Annotated in this window: 19 protein-coding genes; 6 read left to right on the top strand and 13 right to left on the bottom strand. The window is 66.4% G+C overall.

Annotated elements, in window-relative coordinates; all coding sequences use genetic code 11:
• Positions 1–10: 10 nt before the first annotated feature.
• From cysS to ABIR17_RS11095, 3 genes are read right to left on the bottom strand one after another with little or no spacing between them, the layout of a single operon-like run.
• A complete protein-coding gene (cysS, locus tag ABIR17_RS11105; RefSeq protein ID WP_348004459.1) occupies positions 11–1,417 on the bottom strand; it encodes a cysteine--tRNA ligase in 1,407 nt (468 codons plus the stop codon).
• 31 nt (positions 1,418–1,448) lie between these two features.
• Positions 1,449–2,600 carry a 2-C-methyl-D-erythritol 4-phosphate cytidylyltransferase gene (gene ispD, locus ABIR17_RS11100; RefSeq protein ID WP_348004458.1) on the bottom strand — a complete coding sequence of 384 codons (1,152 nt, stop codon included), beginning with the start codon at positions 2,598–2,600 and terminating at the stop codon, positions 1,449–1,451.
• 49 nt (positions 2,601–2,649) lie between these two features.
• Entirely contained in the window at positions 2,650–3,132 is a 483-nt protein-coding gene (locus tag ABIR17_RS11095; RefSeq protein WP_348004457.1) for a CarD family transcriptional regulator, read from the bottom strand.
• A gap of 130 nt (positions 3,133–3,262) precedes the next feature.
• Between ABIR17_RS11095 and ABIR17_RS11090 the strand changes: the two genes are divergently transcribed.
• Positions 3,263–3,799: a hypothetical protein gene (locus ABIR17_RS11090; protein ID WP_348004456.1), complete on the top strand. Its 537-nt coding sequence runs from the start codon at positions 3,263–3,265 to the stop codon at positions 3,797–3,799.
• A gap of 52 nt (positions 3,800–3,851) precedes the next feature.
• On the opposite strand, the gene ABIR17_RS11085 is transcribed toward ABIR17_RS11090, so the two are convergent.
• Complete coding sequence (locus tag ABIR17_RS11085; protein WP_348004455.1) at positions 3,852–4,532, bottom strand: response regulator transcription factor; 681 nt, start codon at positions 4,530–4,532, stop codon at positions 3,852–3,854.
• A complete protein-coding gene (locus tag ABIR17_RS11080) occupies positions 4,529–5,695 on the bottom strand; it encodes an ATP-binding protein (protein ID WP_348004454.1) in 1,167 nt (388 codons plus the stop codon). The genes ABIR17_RS11085 and ABIR17_RS11080 overlap by 4 nt, the downstream gene beginning before the upstream one ends.
• A gap of 164 nt (positions 5,696–5,859) precedes the next feature.
• On the opposite strand from ABIR17_RS11080, the gene phoU reads away from it, so the two are divergent.
• On the top strand, positions 5,860–6,513 hold the full coding sequence (gene phoU, locus ABIR17_RS11075; protein ID WP_348004453.1) for a phosphate signaling complex protein PhoU: 654 nt from the start codon (positions 5,860–5,862) through the stop codon (positions 6,511–6,513).
• 11 nt (positions 6,514–6,524) lie between these two features.
• On the opposite strand, the gene ABIR17_RS11070 is transcribed toward phoU, so the two are convergent.
• Together ABIR17_RS11070 and ABIR17_RS11065 are read right to left on the bottom strand one after the other, a co-directional pair.
• On the bottom strand, positions 6,525–6,920 hold the full coding sequence (locus ABIR17_RS11070; RefSeq protein WP_348004452.1) for a type II toxin-antitoxin system VapC family toxin: 396 nt from the start codon (positions 6,918–6,920) through the stop codon (positions 6,525–6,527).
• Positions 6,917–7,177, bottom strand: coding sequence for an AbrB/MazE/SpoVT family DNA-binding domain-containing protein (locus ABIR17_RS11065; protein ID WP_348004451.1), 261 nt, complete (start codon positions 7,175–7,177; stop codon positions 6,917–6,919). The genes ABIR17_RS11070 and ABIR17_RS11065 overlap by 4 nt, the downstream gene beginning before the upstream one ends.
• Before the next feature lie 108 nt (positions 7,178–7,285).
• On the opposite strand from ABIR17_RS11065, the gene ABIR17_RS11060 reads away from it, so the two are divergent.
• Entirely contained in the window at positions 7,286–8,020 is a 735-nt protein-coding gene (locus tag ABIR17_RS11060) for a hypothetical protein (RefSeq protein ID WP_348004450.1), read from the top strand.
• A 21-nt stretch (positions 8,021–8,041) separates the two neighbouring features.
• Here ABIR17_RS11060 and ABIR17_RS11055 read toward each other — a convergent pair whose 3' ends face one another.
• On the bottom strand, positions 8,042–8,788 hold the full coding sequence (locus ABIR17_RS11055; protein WP_348004449.1) for a phosphoglyceromutase: 747 nt from the start codon (positions 8,786–8,788) through the stop codon (positions 8,042–8,044).
• Between the two features lie 42 nt (positions 8,789–8,830).
• Here ABIR17_RS11055 and ABIR17_RS11050 point away from each other — a divergent pair, with 42 nt between their 5' ends.
• Positions 8,831–9,622 (top strand): class I SAM-dependent methyltransferase, encoded by a 792-nt coding sequence (locus ABIR17_RS11050; protein WP_348004448.1) that lies wholly within the window; start codon positions 8,831–8,833, stop codon positions 9,620–9,622.
• Positions 9,623–9,643: 21 nt separating this feature from the next.
• On the opposite strand, the gene ABIR17_RS11045 is transcribed toward ABIR17_RS11050, so the two are convergent.
• The 4 genes from ABIR17_RS11045 to ABIR17_RS11030 form a co-directional block, all read right to left on the bottom strand.
• Positions 9,644–10,750: an FUSC family protein gene (locus ABIR17_RS11045; protein ID WP_348004447.1), complete on the bottom strand. Its 1,107-nt coding sequence runs from the start codon at positions 10,748–10,750 to the stop codon at positions 9,644–9,646.
• The gene (locus ABIR17_RS11040; protein ID WP_348004446.1) at positions 10,747–11,814 is read right to left on the bottom strand and encodes a glycine cleavage T C-terminal barrel domain-containing protein; all 1,068 of its coding nucleotides are present in this window, start codon (positions 11,812–11,814) and stop codon (positions 10,747–10,749) included. The genes ABIR17_RS11045 and ABIR17_RS11040 overlap by 4 nt, the downstream gene beginning before the upstream one ends.
• Before the next feature lie 10 nt (positions 11,815–11,824).
• Positions 11,825–12,436, bottom strand: coding sequence for an FABP family protein (locus ABIR17_RS11035; protein WP_348004445.1), 612 nt, complete (start codon positions 12,434–12,436; stop codon positions 11,825–11,827).
• A 115-nt stretch (positions 12,437–12,551) separates the two neighbouring features.
• Entirely contained in the window at positions 12,552–12,833 is a 282-nt protein-coding gene (locus ABIR17_RS11030) for a hypothetical protein (protein WP_348004444.1), read from the bottom strand.
• 158 nt (positions 12,834–12,991) lie between these two features.
• Here ABIR17_RS11030 and ABIR17_RS11025 point away from each other — a divergent pair, with 158 nt between their 5' ends.
• Both ABIR17_RS11025 and ABIR17_RS11020 read left to right on the top strand, forming a co-directional pair.
• Complete coding sequence (locus ABIR17_RS11025) at positions 12,992–14,497, top strand: hypothetical protein (RefSeq protein WP_348004443.1); 1,506 nt, start codon at positions 12,992–12,994, stop codon at positions 14,495–14,497.
• 61 nt (positions 14,498–14,558) lie between these two features.
• The gene (locus ABIR17_RS11020; protein WP_348004442.1) at positions 14,559–15,242 is read left to right on the top strand and encodes a response regulator transcription factor; all 684 of its coding nucleotides are present in this window, start codon (positions 14,559–14,561) and stop codon (positions 15,240–15,242) included.
• 12 nt (positions 15,243–15,254) lie between these two features.
• On the opposite strand, the gene ABIR17_RS11015 is transcribed toward ABIR17_RS11020, so the two are convergent.
• Positions 15,255–15,788 carry a GNAT family protein gene (locus ABIR17_RS11015; RefSeq protein ID WP_348004441.1) on the bottom strand — a complete coding sequence of 178 codons (534 nt, stop codon included), beginning with the start codon at positions 15,786–15,788 and terminating at the stop codon, positions 15,255–15,257.
• Positions 15,789–15,840 lie beyond the last annotated feature (52 nt).

Raw genomic sequence — 15,840 nt, 5'->3', positions numbered from 1 at the left:
TGTTCCTGCCTCACAGGGTCCACCGAGTTCCCTCGGGGCCGTCTTCGAGCGTGATGCCCGCACCGGCCAATGTGTCGCGCACCTTGTCGGCGGTCGCGAAGTCTTTCGAAGCCCGAGCGGACTCCCGTTCGGCGATGAGTCGGTCGACGAGGGTGCCGAGCACGGCATCCGCTGCTCCGCCTTCGCCCGACGTCCATTCCGGAGCCTCCGGGTTGATGCCCAGCACCGACGTCATCGCGATGACCTCAGCCCGTGCGCGGGCCGCGGTCGCGGTGTCGCCGTCATCGAGCGCAGCGTTCCCCGCCCGCACCGTTTCGTGCACGACGCCGAGCGCCTGGGGTACCCCGAGGTCGTCGTCCATCGCAGTCGCGAATGCGTCCGGTATGGCGACGGCACCGCCTGAGGTGCCCTGACCTGCCAGTACCCGGCCCGATCGCTCGAGGAATCCCTGGATGCGGTCGAGCGCCGACTCTGCCTCGACGAGCGAACCCGCGTGGTAGTCGATCGTCGAGCGGTAGTGCGCACTCGCGAGGTAGTAGCGAATGACGATCGGCCGCGCCGCGGCGAGGAACTCGGCGGCGTAGATCGAGTTGCCGAGCGACTTCGACATCTTTTGGCCGTCGATGTTGACCAACCCGTTGTGCACCCAGTGCTGCGCGAATGCATCCCCCGCCGCGGTCGACTGGGCGAGTTCGTTCTCGTGGTGCGGGAAGCGCAGGTCGAGTCCGCCGCCGTGGATGTCGAACGATGAACCCAGATAACGGCGGGCCATCGCCGAGCATTCGACGTGCCAGCCCGGACGGCCGGGACCCCACGGGGAGTTCCACGACGCCGATGCCGGCTCCCCCGCCTTCGTGCCCTTCCATAGAGCGAAGTCGCGCGGGTCGCGCTTGCCCCGAGTAGCGGCGTCGGCGGAGTCCGCCATGTCGTCAGGCTTCTGGTTGGTCAACTCACCGTAGGCAGCCCAGCTCTTGACGTCGAAGAACACGTCACCCGTGCCGTCCTCGGCAACGTAGGCGTGACCCTTCTCGATCAGGGTGGCGATCAGCTCCTGCATCCCCGGAATGGATGCCGTGGCTCGCGGCTCATAGGTCGGCGCCAGGATGCCGAGGGCGTTGTAGCCGGCCGTGAATTCGAGTTCGACCCGGTAGGCGACCGCCCACCACGGGTCGTTCGCACTGCCGTTGGCCAGCACCTTGTCGTCGATATCGGTGACGTTGCGCACGAAGGTGACGTCGTACCCGCGGTAGGTGAACCAGCGCCGCCACAGGTCGTAGGCCAGCGCGCTGCGGAGGTGCCCGATGTGCGGGGAGGACTGCACCGTCGGCCCGCAGACGTACATTCCGACCTTGCCCGGTTCGAGCGCGACGAACTCTTGCAGCGCCTGAGCGCGCGAGTCGTACAGCCGGATCGCCACCCGTGAATCTTACGGGGGCCGCTCTGCGGTGTTACGGAGCTGCCGCGAGAAGTACTGTCGCGATGGCGCCGAGTCCCCGGTCGCCCGTGAAACCGAGACGATCCGAGGTCGTCGCGCCCACGGCCACGGGGGCGCCGACGAGCGCGCTGAGGTGCTCCTCAAGCTCCTGCCGTCGCGGCCCAATCTTCGGATGCGCACCGACAATCTGCACTGCGACGTTGGCCACCTGCCATCCGCTCTCGGCGACCAGACTGAGGGCACGCTCAAGGAACACCGCACTGGCCGCACCCGCGAACTCCGGACGGTCGGTGCCGAATTGCGAGCCGATGTCACCGAGGCCGGCGGCGGACAGCAGCGCATCGACGATCGCGTGGATGACGGCGTCGCCGTCGCTGTGCCCAGAGAGACCTGGCTCGCCGGGCCAGTCGAGACCCCCGAGCCGCAGGCGAACCTCGGGGTCGTAGGCGTGGACGTCGTACCCGACCCCGCCGCGACCATGGGCGACCGCCCATTCGGGACCGAGCAGTTGCGCGGCGCGGTGCAAGTCGTCGGGCGTAGTGATTTTGAAACCACGAGGATCACCAGGGACCGTCGCGACGGAATGTCCGGCCGCGGCGAAGAGCGCGGCGTCGTCAGTGTGGTCGACGGTCGCGGCAGCGTACGCCGCCTCGAGTGCTGCACGCGGGAACCCCTGCGGCGTCTGGACGGCAACCAGGTCGGCGCGGTCGACGGTCGCGACGACGACCCCGTCGTGCACGCGCTTGACCGTGTCGGTGACCGGCAGCACCGGGATGACGCCCTCACCTGTCGTGCGGACCGCCTCGACGACGCGCTCGAAGACCTCGATCGGCGCGAGCGCGCGTGCCGCATCGTGAACGAGCACAACATCCACCTCGTCACCAAGCGCCGCGAGGCCCGCGGCCACCGACTGCTGACGGGTGCCGCCCCCGGCAACCACAATCGCGGACGGGGACGGCCTGATTTCCTGGTGAAGTGCCACGGTCACGCGAGCCTGTTCGAGGTGGCTCGCGGGAGCGACGACAACCAGGTCAGCATCGGGCGGCACGCGAACCAGCGCGTGATCAAGGACCGACCATGATGCCAGCCGGGCGAACGCCTTCGGCATCCCGGCGCCGAGCCGCTCACCACTTCCCGCGGCGACGACGATGACGGCGACACTCATCGATCGTCCGTCGGGACTCAGCTGTCCAGAACCTTAAGAGGCCAGAACCCTAAGAGGCCAGAACCTCGTCGAGAACGTTGGACGCCTTCTCTTCGTCAGTCTTTTCGGCGAGCGCCAACTCAGAGATCAGAATCTGACGTGCCTTGGCCAGCATCCGCTTCTCGCCAGCAGAGAGTCCACGGTCCTGATCGCGGCGCCACAGGTCGCGAACGACCTCAGAGACTTTGATGACGTCGCCCGAGGCGAGCTTCTCGAGGTTCGCCTTGTAGCGACGGCTCCAGTTGGTGGGCTCTTCGGTGAACGGAGCGCGCAGCACCTCGAACACCTTGTCGAGGCCTTCCTTGCCGATGACGTCACGAACGCCAACCAGATCGACGTTGTCGGCCGGGACCTCGATGGTCAGATCGCCCTGGGTGACGTTCAGTTTGAGGTACAACTTCGTCTCACCCCGGACGGTGCGATTCTTGACCTCGATGATGGTCGCGGCACCATGGTGGGGGTAAACGACAGTTTCGCCGACCTCAAAAAGCATGGAATTGTTCCTTCCGCAGAATTGCCAGTCTACCACGCGGCTCATTCCGTCAGGCGGGCCTCACTCCGACCGCGGCTCGGTCGCCGCTAGGCTGGAACTGCTCATGCGCAATCGACCCGGGAGGTCTGAAATGAAGGTCCGTACCGGGGCATCCGTCATCGTCGGAGCAGTCCTTGCAACCCTGCTCGCCGGCTGCAGCTTGTTCGCGATTCACCAGACCCTCGAGCACTACGACTCGAGCGACGGTGTCAGCGTGACTGTCGGCGATGTCACGTTCATCAACGCCATCGTCTTTACGAAAAACGGGCAGGATGGCAACTTCTCCGCCGCCGCCGTCAACACCGGCACGAGCGACCTCACGGTCACGCTGCAGTACCAGTCCCATGGGGCGAAGATCGACGTCACGGTTGACGTTCCCGCCGGCGGAACCACCACGCTCGGGGAAGGCGGCCTCGACGGCCAGGTTCTTCTCGCCGGGATGGACACGCCCCCCGGCAGCCTTCTCAAGATCTACGTGCAGTACGGCACGGTGCCGGGCAAACAGTTCGACGTGCCGGTTCTCGACGCTTCGCTGGGCCAGTACGGCTCGCTGATTCCGTCGCCAACGCCGTCGCCAACGCCAACCCCGACCGCCACCCTGACGCCGAGCCCGACACCTACTCCGTAGCGCTCAGCTTCGAAACGGATCAGCTTCCAAACGGCTCAGCCCCGAAACGGGCTCAGCTTTCGAAGCGATAGCCGAGGCCGCGAACCGTGACGAGCAACTTCGGGTCGGACGGCTCGTCTTCGATCTTCGAGCGGATGCGCTTGATGTGCACGTCGAGCGTTTTGGTGTCGCCGAAATAGTCGGACCCCCAGACCCGGTCGATCAACTGCCCGCGAGTGAGCACCCGGCCCGCGTTGCGCATCAGCAGCTCGAGCAGTTCGAACTCTTTGAGCGGCATCGCCGTCTCCTTGCCGCGCACCGACACGGCGTGACGTTCGACATCCATTCGCACGGTCCCCGCCTCAACCACGCCGTGGTCGTCGTCACCCAGGTCGGAGTGGCGGCGCATCACCGCGCGAATGCGGGCCAGCAGCTCACGCGACGAGTAGGGCTTGGTGACGTAGTCATCCGCTCCGAGTTCCAGACCGACGACGATGTCGACCTCGGTGTCTTTCGCGGTGAGCATGATGATCGGCACGGCCGAGCGGGTGCGTAGTTCGCGGCACACTTCGGTGCCCGGCAGCCCCGGCAGCATGAGATCGAGCAGCACGAGGTCCGCGCCGGAGCGGTCGAACATCGACAGCGCGACCCTGCCATCCGCCGCGATCTCGGTCTCGTATCCCTCGCGCCGCAACAGGAACGAGAGCGGCTCCGAGAGGGAAGGCTCGTCTTCGACGATGAGGATGCGGGTCACGTGGTGGCTCCGGTAGTGGTCGTGATGGTGGCGGCCGAAGTGCGAGACGACTCCGGAAGTCTGATGGTGAAGGTCGAGCCGCTGCCCTGATGAGACCAGACGCGCACATCCCCCCCGTGGTTCTGAACGACGTGTTTGACGATCGCCAGGCCGAGGCCGGTTCCGCCGGTGTTGCGGCTGCGCGCCGAGTCGACCCGAAAGAACCGTTCGAACACGCGGTCGCGCTCAGCCTCGGGAATTCCGACGCCCTGGTCGGTCACGGCGATCTCGACGACCCCGTCGGTGTGGGTAACCCCGATCCCGATGCGTGAGTTGTCGGGCGAATACTGGATGGCGTTGGCGATCAGGTTGTGAACCGCGGTGACCAGCAGGGCTTCGTCGCCGTAGACCTCAGTCCCGGCGTCGCCGCCAGACACGAGCGCGATGGCGTGCTTGTCGGCGGCGACGCGGTTGCGGTCGAGCGCCTGTGCGATAACCGTGTCGACATCCACGGTGCTCGCGTCGTGCAGGACGTCGGTGGCTTGCAGCCGGCTGAGTTCGATGATCTCGTGGGTGGTCTTCGCCAACCGGTCGGCCTCGATCGACAGCCGCTTCGCGAACCGTTTGACTTCGTGGGGCTCATCGGCCGCCAACTCGAGCGCTTCGGCGAGAAGCCCGACCGCACCGATCGGGGTCTTCAACTCGTGACTGATATTGGCGACGAAATCGCGCCGCACCTCATCAAGGCGATAAGCCTCCGTGCGATCCTCGGCGAGAACCAGCACGAACCGGGTGCCCAGCCGAGCGATGCGCACGAAGACATGGATGCTGGCTTCGCCAAACGGCCCACGGGAGAGGTGCAGTTCGCGGGCGATCGGCTCGCCGTCGCGGCGTACCTGGTCGACGAGGTGCACGAGCTCCGGATGCACGAGAGCCTGGTTCCAGACCAGGCCAAAAGCGAGAGCGCCCGTCGACGCCTTCAAGACATTGTTGGAGGCGTCGAGCACGATGCCGGCCGACTCGAGCGAGTCGATGACCTCATCCGCACCCTCGGGAACCGTGGGGGTCACCACTGCAACCGCGCGCTGACCGCGGCGGTGAGCCGCAACGAAGACCGCTGCAGACCCCGCACCGAGCACGAATCCGAACACGATCGCGACCGGCACGAGCCAGGCCTGGTCCATGCGACTAGATTAGGGCTCGCTACGCGTGTCAAACGTGGCGTGTGCGCCCTGGTAGGGGAGTTGCACCAGAAAGTTCAGGCTTCCGACACCGGCAGTTAACCTGCGCGGGGGACCGTGGCCTACGGCGGGCGGTTCGAGGCTGTCTGCGAAACGGGAGGACCAGAATGCGCGAAGTATTCCAACAGGAACTGCGTGAAGTGCAGGACCGCCTGGTGGAGATCGCGTCACTCGTCGCGGACTCGATCCAGAAGGCCACCACAGCGTTCAACGAGTCGAATGTCGCGCTCGCCGAGATTGTCATCGAAGAAGACGATCGAATCGACACCGCGGCGCTTGAACTCGACGAACTCGCCATTCAGATCCTCGCTCGGCAGCAGCCCGTTGCCCGGGATCTTCGCATCGTCGTCAGCGCGCTGCGTATCAGCGCCTCGCTCGAGCGGATGGGCGACATGTCGACCCACATCGCGCAACTCTCGCGCTACCGCTTCCCCGAGAAGGTCGTGCCGAAGTCACTGCGCCCAACCTTCGTCGAGATGGGGCAACTGGATGTCGGCATCGCCCGCATGCTGACCGAACTCTTGCGCACCCAGGATGTCGCGATCGCCGAGCAGATCCGCAACGAAGACGACAAGGTCGACGCCCTGCACCTCTCGGTGTTCGACAAGGTTCTCGGCGAGAGCTGGAAGGGCCAAGCCGTCGACACCGTCGACTCGACTCTCGCCTCGCGCTACCACGAGCGTTTTGCCGACCACGCCGTCTCGATCTCCAAGAAGGTGCAGTACCTCGCTACCGGTGACTGGATCCCCGCCGACAGCTGAGGCGACAAACGCTATTCGAGAAGCGCCATTCCGGGGAGCTCTGAGGCCCTGCGGTCGAACGTGACGGTGTACTCGCAGTCCGCGTCGATCGCGAGGTGCGCGATGATCGCGTCCGCGAGGTCGGTGCCGTGTTCCGCGGCGTCTCGCAATGCCCGGCGCACGACATCCGGTGCCTGGACCACGATCTCTTCCGCGCTGAGGAACGCGCTCACGATCGCGACCACGCGCGACATCGGCACCTTGTCGCGTCGACTCAGCGTCCACACTGTCTCCACCAGCACCACGACAGAGAGAAACGCGGGGTCTTTCGCCGACCGGGCGGAGAAGAATGCTGCGGCCTGGCGCGACTGGGTTGCATCGTCGTCGAGCAGATGGCGCAGGAGGACGTTGCTATCGACCCCGATCACGGGCGACGGCTTCGTGCGTCCTCTGCGGTGAGGTGCTCCGCAATCGCGGCATCCATCTCTTCGAGGGTCATCGGGGGCATCGCGTCCTTGAGCACCCCCGCGAGATCCATGATCGACCCCGTTGCCGGGATGAAGTCGTAGATGCCATCCGCGCCGGTGACGAATTGCACGCGCGTGCCGGTGTGGATTCCGAGTTGCGCACGTACCGCAAGCGGGATGGTGATCTGTCCTTTGCTCGTTACTGTGGCGATAGGCATGGCGCAATCTTACCCTTCGAGCACTTCCTTACCATCAGTAAGATTGCGTCATTGCAGGGCACGGACCGGCCAGAATCGAGAGATGAGCATCCGACGGGCGCGCGCACGATGATCCTGGCCACCCGCATCGTCGCGTACGCCGCGGCGGCTCTCGGCGCGATCGCGTACTGGACGATTTTCGGCGACTACTTTGAGCGCGGCATCTGGCCGTTGCTCGCCTGGTATTCGATCGCGGGGGCAACGCTCGGGCTGCGGGCACTTCCCGTCAAGGAGCAGGTCGACCGACTCCCCGAAGCGGGGCTCGACCCGATCATGAAGGGTCGCGTTCGGAGCTCGCTCATCGACATCGGCGTCATCTTCGCGATCTCGATCGTGGCCGCTTTCTTGGCCATCCTCACAACCGGTGCGAACGACTGGGGTTTGCCGCTGCTCATGCAGCTTCTGGTGGTGATGGCTTTCGCGATGGGGATTCTTGTCGGGCTACTCGTGCTGATGCCACTCGGACTGCTGGCGACCGCGATCGTACGTGCCGCGCAGGGGCGGCCGGTCGCCGGCGGAGTCGTCGGAATAGCGGTCCTGCTGCTCGCGACGGTCGCCTTCGGCATTGTTGGAGTGCTCGCCCTCAACGGACACTCAGACTCGCTGTTCTGGCGCACCCGTGCCTATGAGGCGATGTTTGTCGTACTCACCGGAATCCCGACCGACACGATATCTGTGGGATCGCAGCCGCTGGCCTGGGTCGCACGGGCGATCGCGGTAGCGATTGTCGCGCTCATCGTCTACCTCGTGAAGACCGGCTTCGCGACCGGCCGGGCGGCCCGAGCCAGTCGCCGACAGGCCTGACGCTCTACTTCGTGGGTCGCGCTACTTCTTCTGACCCTGTGCGGCGACCGCGGCCGCTCCCGCTGCGGCGGCATCCGGGTCGAGGTAGCGTGACGGGCCGGTCGGGCGGAAGGCGTCATCCAACTCGTAGACCAGCGGAATACCGGTCGGGATGTTGAGCTCCGCGATCTCGTCGTCGGGGATGTCGTCGAGGTGCTTGACGAGCGCGCGCAGCGAGTTTCCGTGAGCCGTGACGAGCACGGTCTTGCCCGCCGCGAGGTCCTTCGTGATGTCTGATTCCCAGTAGGGCAGCATCCGATCGATGACGAGTTTGAGGCTCTCGGTGCGCGGCAGCTCGGCATCCGGGATGTCGGCGTAGCGTTCGTCGCCCACCTGCGACCACTCGGCGTCATCGGCGAGCGGCGGCGGCGGTACGTCAAAACTGCGGCGCCATTCCATGAACTGATGCTCGCCGTACTTCGCGAGAGTCTCGGCCTTGTCGAGCCCCTGCAACGCGCCATAGTGCCGCTCGTTCAACCGCCAGGAGCGCTTCACCGGAATCCAGAGCCGGTCGGCGACCTCAAGCGCGAGGTTGGCGGTCTGGATCGCCCGGGTGAGCACGCTCGTGTAGAGAACCTCCGGCGCCAGCCCCGACGCGGCGAGCAGTTCGCCAGCCCACTGCGCCTCGATCACACCCTGCTCGGAGAGCCGCACATCCACCCATCCGGTGAAGAGGTTCTTCTGGTTCCAGTCGGAGTTTCCGTGCCGCAGCAAGATGAGGGTGGCCATGCCGCCAGCCTACGCAAGCGCCGACACCGGCAGAATCGAGGAATGGCCCGCGCATCCGTTCCGAGTGGACGGATCACTCGCGGCACGACCGGTGTCAACCGGCTGCGCCGCATCGACCGCTGGATCGCCGTGCAACCGGTCTTACGTCGCGCCGAGGATCCCACAGTCGTCGACCTCGGCTACGGCGCCTCCGCGACGACGACCCTTGAGTTGCGCGACCGGCTCGCGCGGGTTCGCCCTGACGTCAGGGTGGTCGGCATCGAGATCGACCCCGAGCGGGTGCGGATCGCATCAGCCGCGGCTCGGGATGGCGTCGAGTTTCACCTCGGCGGCTTCGAGACCCCGCTGCCCGGTGGACGCAAGCCCGCCATCATCCGGGCCCTCAACGTGCTGCGCCAGTACGACGAAGGCGAGGTCGCCGCGGCCTGGGCGACGATGGGCGGGCGCCTCCAACCCGGCGGATTGCTCGTCGAGGGCACCTGCAACGAGTTGGGTCGGGTTGCGTCCTGGGTGGGGCTCGATCCCGACGGTCCGCAGACGTTCACGATCTCACTTCGATTGGATGCTCTCGAGCAGCCGTCGATCGTCGCCGAACGGCTGCCGAAGTCACTCATCCACCGCAACGTCGACGGCGAACCGGTGCACGAACTCCTGGTCGCCCTCGACCGCCTGTGGGCGACCCACGCCCCGCTCGGCGTCTATGGGCCGACACAGCGATGGATCGCCGTGGCCGAGTCCCTCCGCGCTCTGGGCTGGCCGGTGCGCGACTCACGAGCGCGCTGGCGTTTAGGAGAACTCACCCTCGACTGGACCGCGGTCGCGCCGCTCACGTGAGCGAGGTCTGACCGACGGGGGTCAGATCATCGGGAGCAGGGCGCGGGCGTCGTCGAGCGGCATCCCGGTGCCGGCGAGGAGGTCGACGGCCAGCGGACGCAACATCAGCACGACGGCGGCGTCAGCGAGCCCCGCCGCCGGGATCACCACGGCAGGATCGAGTCGGCGAGCCAGGTCAGTCAGCAGCGACCGGGCCGCCCCCGCGACCTGCGGGTCGGCCAGCTCCTCCCCGAGCAGCCTGACTCCCGTCGCGGCGGTCGCGACGAGTTCCGCGATCGCCGGGCGATGTTCGCCGTCGCGCACCAGAAACTCAACGCGTCGCGCGAGGGTGCGCAGGTGCCGAGACGCGAGGTCGGCCGCTTCGACGGCGCGGGCGTTTCGCTTGTAGTCGGGCAGCCGCGCCCGCAGATACGGCGACACCCGGGCGACCGAGATCGCGGTGTCCAGGGACGTGCGCCAGGCATCGACGAGGGGCTGGGTACGCCGGAGTCGGGTCAGGGCGAGTTCCCCGGCGGCCGTATCGGCGTCGTCGAGGGAGTCGACAATCGACCCCATCGACTCAACCAGGACCGAGAACAGCGTGGTGCGATCACGCGCGGCGGCCCGGCCGGGATCGCGGGGCAACAGCGCCGTCGCGAGAAGAGCGACGGCGCCTGCGACCACGGCATCGAGCGTGCGCGTGAAAGGACTTCCGGTGACCGGCACGAGCACCACGAGAGCCGAGGGTAACGCCGCGGCGAGCGCGAACCCCGGGTTGGGAGACACGATCCGGCCGGTGATGAAGACGACCAGCAGCACCACGACGAGTTGCCAGATTCCGCTGCCGAGAAAGATCGTGAGGACATCGGCGAGCGCGACCCCGAGCAGGATGCCGAGGAGGGTCTCGGCGACCCGCCGCGGACGTGCATCCCGCGAGAAGCCGAGCGAGTTGATCGTCACCGTTACCGCGAGGATGGGCGTCGCGTGCCCGAGTCCGTAGTGCGCGATCGCGTAGGCCGCTGCTACGGCCGCCGTGATTTGGATGATCGCCGGCAACGACTCCCAGACCCGACGGGCGGCCACCGCGACATCCAGCCGACGGCGGATGCGGCGCTCGAGCCTGCGCAGCCCCGCGCCGTCAGAGGTCATTCGCGTCGAACAGCGCCGAGGCGCGGAAGCCTCGGAACGTTCGCCTCGGCTCCGGCGTCGGGAGGGACGATGACCTCCTGCGCCGCCGCAACAGCGACACCATCCGAAGTGGTTACCGTCAAGGTTGCCGCTGGATCCGTCGCCCTTTTAACGAGGGCGAGCGCGATCGGGCCCAGCTCATAGTGCAGAGCGGATGCCGTGATCCGGCCGACCACCGTGTCACCATTCGCGACCTGGTCACCAGCCGCGACCGGGGCGCTGTCGGACCCGTCGAGGTGCAACATCACCAGACGACGCGGGGGATGACCCAGGTTGTGCACCTTCGCGACAGTCTCCTGCCCGCGGTAACACCCCTTTGCCAGGTGCACCGCGGAGCGCATCCAGTCGAATTCGTGCGGAATCGCCGTGGCGTCAAGTTCGGTCAGCGCGCGCGGGCGCCAGGCTGCGATGCGGAGCGCTTCGAGAGCGAGGATGCCGGCCGCGGGCCGATCAGCGAACGCGGCGAGGGCATCCCTCGGCACGAGAGTCTCGGAGTAGGCCCAGTCGGTGGCGGGATGCTCGTCAACCGCCGCATACTGATGACCGCCCGGCGCGACCGACGACCACGAGTCACGCCAGGTGACGTGAGAAGAGCCGAGGTCCTCTGCCGCGGCACCGAGCGCGCCGATCGTCGCGTACTGCGCCGATCGGTCGGCAACCTCGACCCGGAGGGTGAACCGCATCCGATCGAGGAAGGTCAGCAGCCCGGCACTCGTGCCGGCATCCATCAACAGCCAGGTGGTCTCGCCATCGTCGACGACGCGCACCGCGTACTCGATCCGTCCACTCGGGTCGAGCAGGAGCGCTTCTGCCGACTCACCGGGCGCGAGCCGCGCGAGACTCTGCGACAGCAGTGAGTCGAGCCAGGTCAACCGGTCAGAGCCCGTGACAGAGAGAACCTCACGGTCGGCGAGGTCGACGATGGCACGGCCTGCGGCCAGTTCACGCTGCTCGGCAAGGAGCGATCCGTAGTGCTGGGGCGGCTCCCCCACGGCGCCGGGGCGAGACGTGAACGGGTCACGCACGACACTCGGCTCACTCGACACGAGCAAGCCGTCCTGAGGCGTGAGTGCGCAGATCTTGGCCGAGGGCGGCGATATCCCAGGCCCAGAGCAGGTGATCGTCGACGAGACCGTAGAGACGGGTCGCTGCGGCGTACTCCTTCGCTGTCGCGGATCGCATCACCGCATCCGTTCCCAGCTCGATGCGCGGTCCGGTCACCGTGCCCAGGTAGAGCTCGCTGACCCCGGTTGGATGCAGGATCGTCACCTCGAGATCGAAACCGCCGGTCGCGTTGCGCAGCGTTTCAACGTCATCGGCGTTCGTAAAGAGAGGGTCCCCGACTCCGGGCAACATCCCCGGGCCTTGGTCTGCGGCGCCGAGCTGCCGAGAGAGGCGCCAGTATCCAATTTCAGAAAACAGCGGCGTGCGCTCGGTGACGTCGATCGAGTCGTCGAGCAGCCAGCTACTGGAGACGTACTGCACGGTGGTGCCGCCGTCGTGGGTGAAGGCGACCCGCTGCCCGAACTCGTACTCGCGCACGACATCCCCCACCGTGTAGGCGATCACTCCGCTGCCTTCCCACACTCCGAGGAGCCAGGAGAGGGGAACGATCTCCGCCGGTACTGCGGCGTCGAGTTCGAACATGACGAGCCTTAGCGCTGGCCGCGGAACAGGTTGTAGAGCACGACGAGTGAGACAAACCCGATCGCGAGAACTGCCAAGCCGAGGAGTCCGATGAAGGAGAGTTCCAAGGCGAGCATCATGCACCCAGACTATCGAGCGAACCCGGGTTCAGCAGGAGCAGCACGACAGTCGCGACCGCGAGCAGCGCGAGCGAGCCTCCGATGCTCGCGATGATGCGATTCACCAGGCCATCTTTGCGCTGCAAGGAGAGCTGAATGACAAACGTCAACAACACGACGATGGCGAGCACGACGGGAAGCCAGGAGAGGAAGGCCGCGCCGGCGAAGATTCCCACCAGCACCGCGCCAACGAGGGCGGCGACCCACACCGGGGGGACGCTTCGGGATCGCCAAGACACGTCCTCAGGATAGGCCACCAGCCGCGCCGACCAGGTGCCCGTGGAGGCGTCACCCACGTGCCCAGAACGCCTCCCGCGACCTCGCCGCGCCGATACGCTGGCCTCAGCCGAGCAGAGGGTGACCCGACCCGAGGCCGCACCCAACTCGAAAGGGACCCGTGGCGATCGATCGCGATATTTCGCTGACGGAGTTGGGCGATCCCGCGACCGAGCCCGCGCGGTTAGCGGAGATCGCGCACGCCTTCCCCGACCTGGCGCCGCAGATCACCGCGCACCCCAACGTCTACCCCGATCTGGTGGCGTGGCTGGCAGCCCACCGTGCCGTTCCCCTGTCGCCAGCAGCGGCGGTCACGCTGACAAGGCGGACCCCGCTGCTAGCTACGGCGGAGGCGGAGCACATCCCGCCGCCACCGGCACCGGCGCGAAAGACGCTCGTCGGAATCGGCATTGGTGCGTTCACCCTCATCCTGGTCATCGTCGTCGCTGTCGTGGCGTTCGCCTACCGCGGCTCTGCGCCGACATTCTTCGCCGACGGCGGCTCCGACGGCGGGGACTCCGACGGCGGGGCCGCGGCGACAGTCGCGTGTCCGAGCGGCTCGACCCAGGTCATGTGGTCGAACTGGGATGGCGGCGCCACTCTGGTCTGCAAATTCGAGAGCGGCGGATACGTCATGATCGTCGCCAACGGTGGATCGTTGGCGCAAAGTGAGGACGTCACCTCAACTCCCACCGGCTACTCGTCGAGTCTCGCCGAGGTGGGTTTCGGTGGCTGGGTGGTCTGGTTGCCCAACGGCTCCGACGGGATCGCGGCGACATCCTGGGGTAACAGCGACTTCGGGGATGCCAGCGGTGAACCCCCCGCGGCATCCGGCATCGCGGCGTGCCCATCCGGCAGTTACCCGCTCTCGCTCTCCCAATGGTCCGGCGGCTGGTTGCTCATCTGTGGGATTTCGAGCGAACAGCCGACCAGTTTCAGCTATCTCGACGGGTCACGCTCCGGCTCGGGTGGCAACCTCAACCTCTCGGGTGGCCGATACTGCGGCACCGACGAGAACGAATCCGAGGTCTGCGTCAGCGCTGCGCCGGCTCTCGTGCAATTCACGCCCGCGGATGACGGCTACTCCACCCGCTTTTCCGTCACCTCGAACTACTTCGCGGGTTCCGGGGTGGGCGGCCAGGGCAAGGGCACCGGTGCCTACGGCGTCGCGGCTCCGGGAAGCACGGCAGAGGACCAAGTCGGCTACCTCGTCGCCATCCTGGAGAAGTCGGCCGAGGCACGTTCGGCGGTGAACTCAGTGCTCGCCCCGCTCAATGCCTGCTCGGTGTCGAGTGATGACGTCGCGGCGCTTCAGACCCTGACCCAGGCGCGCACCGACCTCCTCGACGCGCTCCACTCGACGCCGGTCGATCAGGTGCCCGGCGGCGACAATCTGCTCGCTCAGCTGACCTCCGCCATCCAACTCTCCCAACAAGCTGACCTCGGGTACGTCGATGCCGCGCAGATCATGTCATCGGGCGATTGCAGCAATGGCAAGGGCACCTATCGCAACGCGCTCAACATCGCGGACCAGGCGGAAGCGGCCAAGCAGGCCTTTGTCGACTCATGGAACGGCTCGATCGCGGCAACGTTCGGGGTAGGGACGTACACCGCGAAGGATATCTAGCACACTGAGACATCCCGCCAGTGTCCCTACACTGTCGAGTAGGCGTTTTGGAGGTTTCCGCTTGGCTCAGTTGCTCATCTTGACCTCTGCGGTCGATGGCGACGCTCTGCCCGCCCTGGGGTTGCTGTCACATCGCACCCGGAGCATCCCCGCCCAGCCTGCGGCACTCATCAACGCTCCCACCGCGGATTTGATTTTCGTCGACGCCCGTCAAGACCTGGCCAGCGCCAAATCGCTGTGCAAGATCCTCAACACCACGGGAATCAACGTTCCCCTGGTGCTGGTCCTCACCGAGGGTGGGCTCACCGCCGTCTCCGCCGATTGGGGCGTGGATGACGTCATCCTCGAGTCCGCCGGTCCCGCCGAGGTGGATGCCCGCATCCGGCTCGTGATCGGGCGACTGGCTCAAGAGAAGAACGGTTCCAAGATTCACGCATCCGGTGTCGTGATCGACGAGGCCTCCTACTCGGCCAAGGTGCACGGCCGGCCGCTCGACCTCACGTTCAAGGAATTCGAGCTGTTGCGTTTCTTCGCGAGCCACCCGTCGCGGGTATTCACCCGTGAACAGTTGCTGAGCGAAGTGTGGGGGTACGACTACTTCGGCGGCACGCGAACCGTCGACGTGCACGTGCGTCGGTTGCGCGCCAAACTCGGCGACCTCGAGTCGCTGATCGGCACGGTGCGCAACGTCGGCTACCGCTTCAACGTCTACGAAGACGAAGAACGGCTCGCGCCCGTCTCCTGAGCTTTCGGCCTATCAGGCGACGCGTTCGCGGGCCAGGAGGGCCCAGGTTTCGAGGGTGCTCCATTCGCCTTTGAACCAGTCGGCTTCAACGGCCACCCCTTCCTGGCGAAGACCGACCCGCTCCAGAAGACGCTTCACCGCCGTATTGCGCTCGTCGCACTGGGCGAACACTCGGTGAGCGCCACGATCCCGGAAGAGATGGTCAATGACGCCCGCCACAGCTCGCGTCGCGAGACCTCGGCCTTGAGTCGCGGGCGCGAAGGTCACGCCGAACTCGTAGCAGTCCGGTTGATCCGCAAGCGGGTGCACGGCGACGTCGCCCGCCAGGGTGCCTGCTGAGGTAACCCCCAACTGCATCCATTCACCCGCCGGCGGAAAGTCCCATCCAGCCTGATCGTCGAGTAGCCGGCGGGCGTCGTCGAGGGTGTAGTCGGGAGACCAGCTCTGGTACCGCGCCACCCGCGGATCACTCCGGTAGGCGACGAACTCAGGCAGATCACGTGCTGTCAGAGGCCCGACGCAGAGTTCTTGAAGGTCGAGTCGCATGCTTGACGGTAGTCGAGTTCATCCGCCATTCACGTGCGGCTGACATGATGGA

The organism is Pseudolysinimonas sp. (genome assembly GCF_039912695.1).
Classification (GTDB): Bacteria; Actinomycetota; Actinomycetes; order Actinomycetales; family Microbacteriaceae; genus Pseudolysinimonas_A.
Note: the sequence above shows the minus strand (reverse complement) of the source record. Positions and strands in the feature narration are given on the sequence as shown.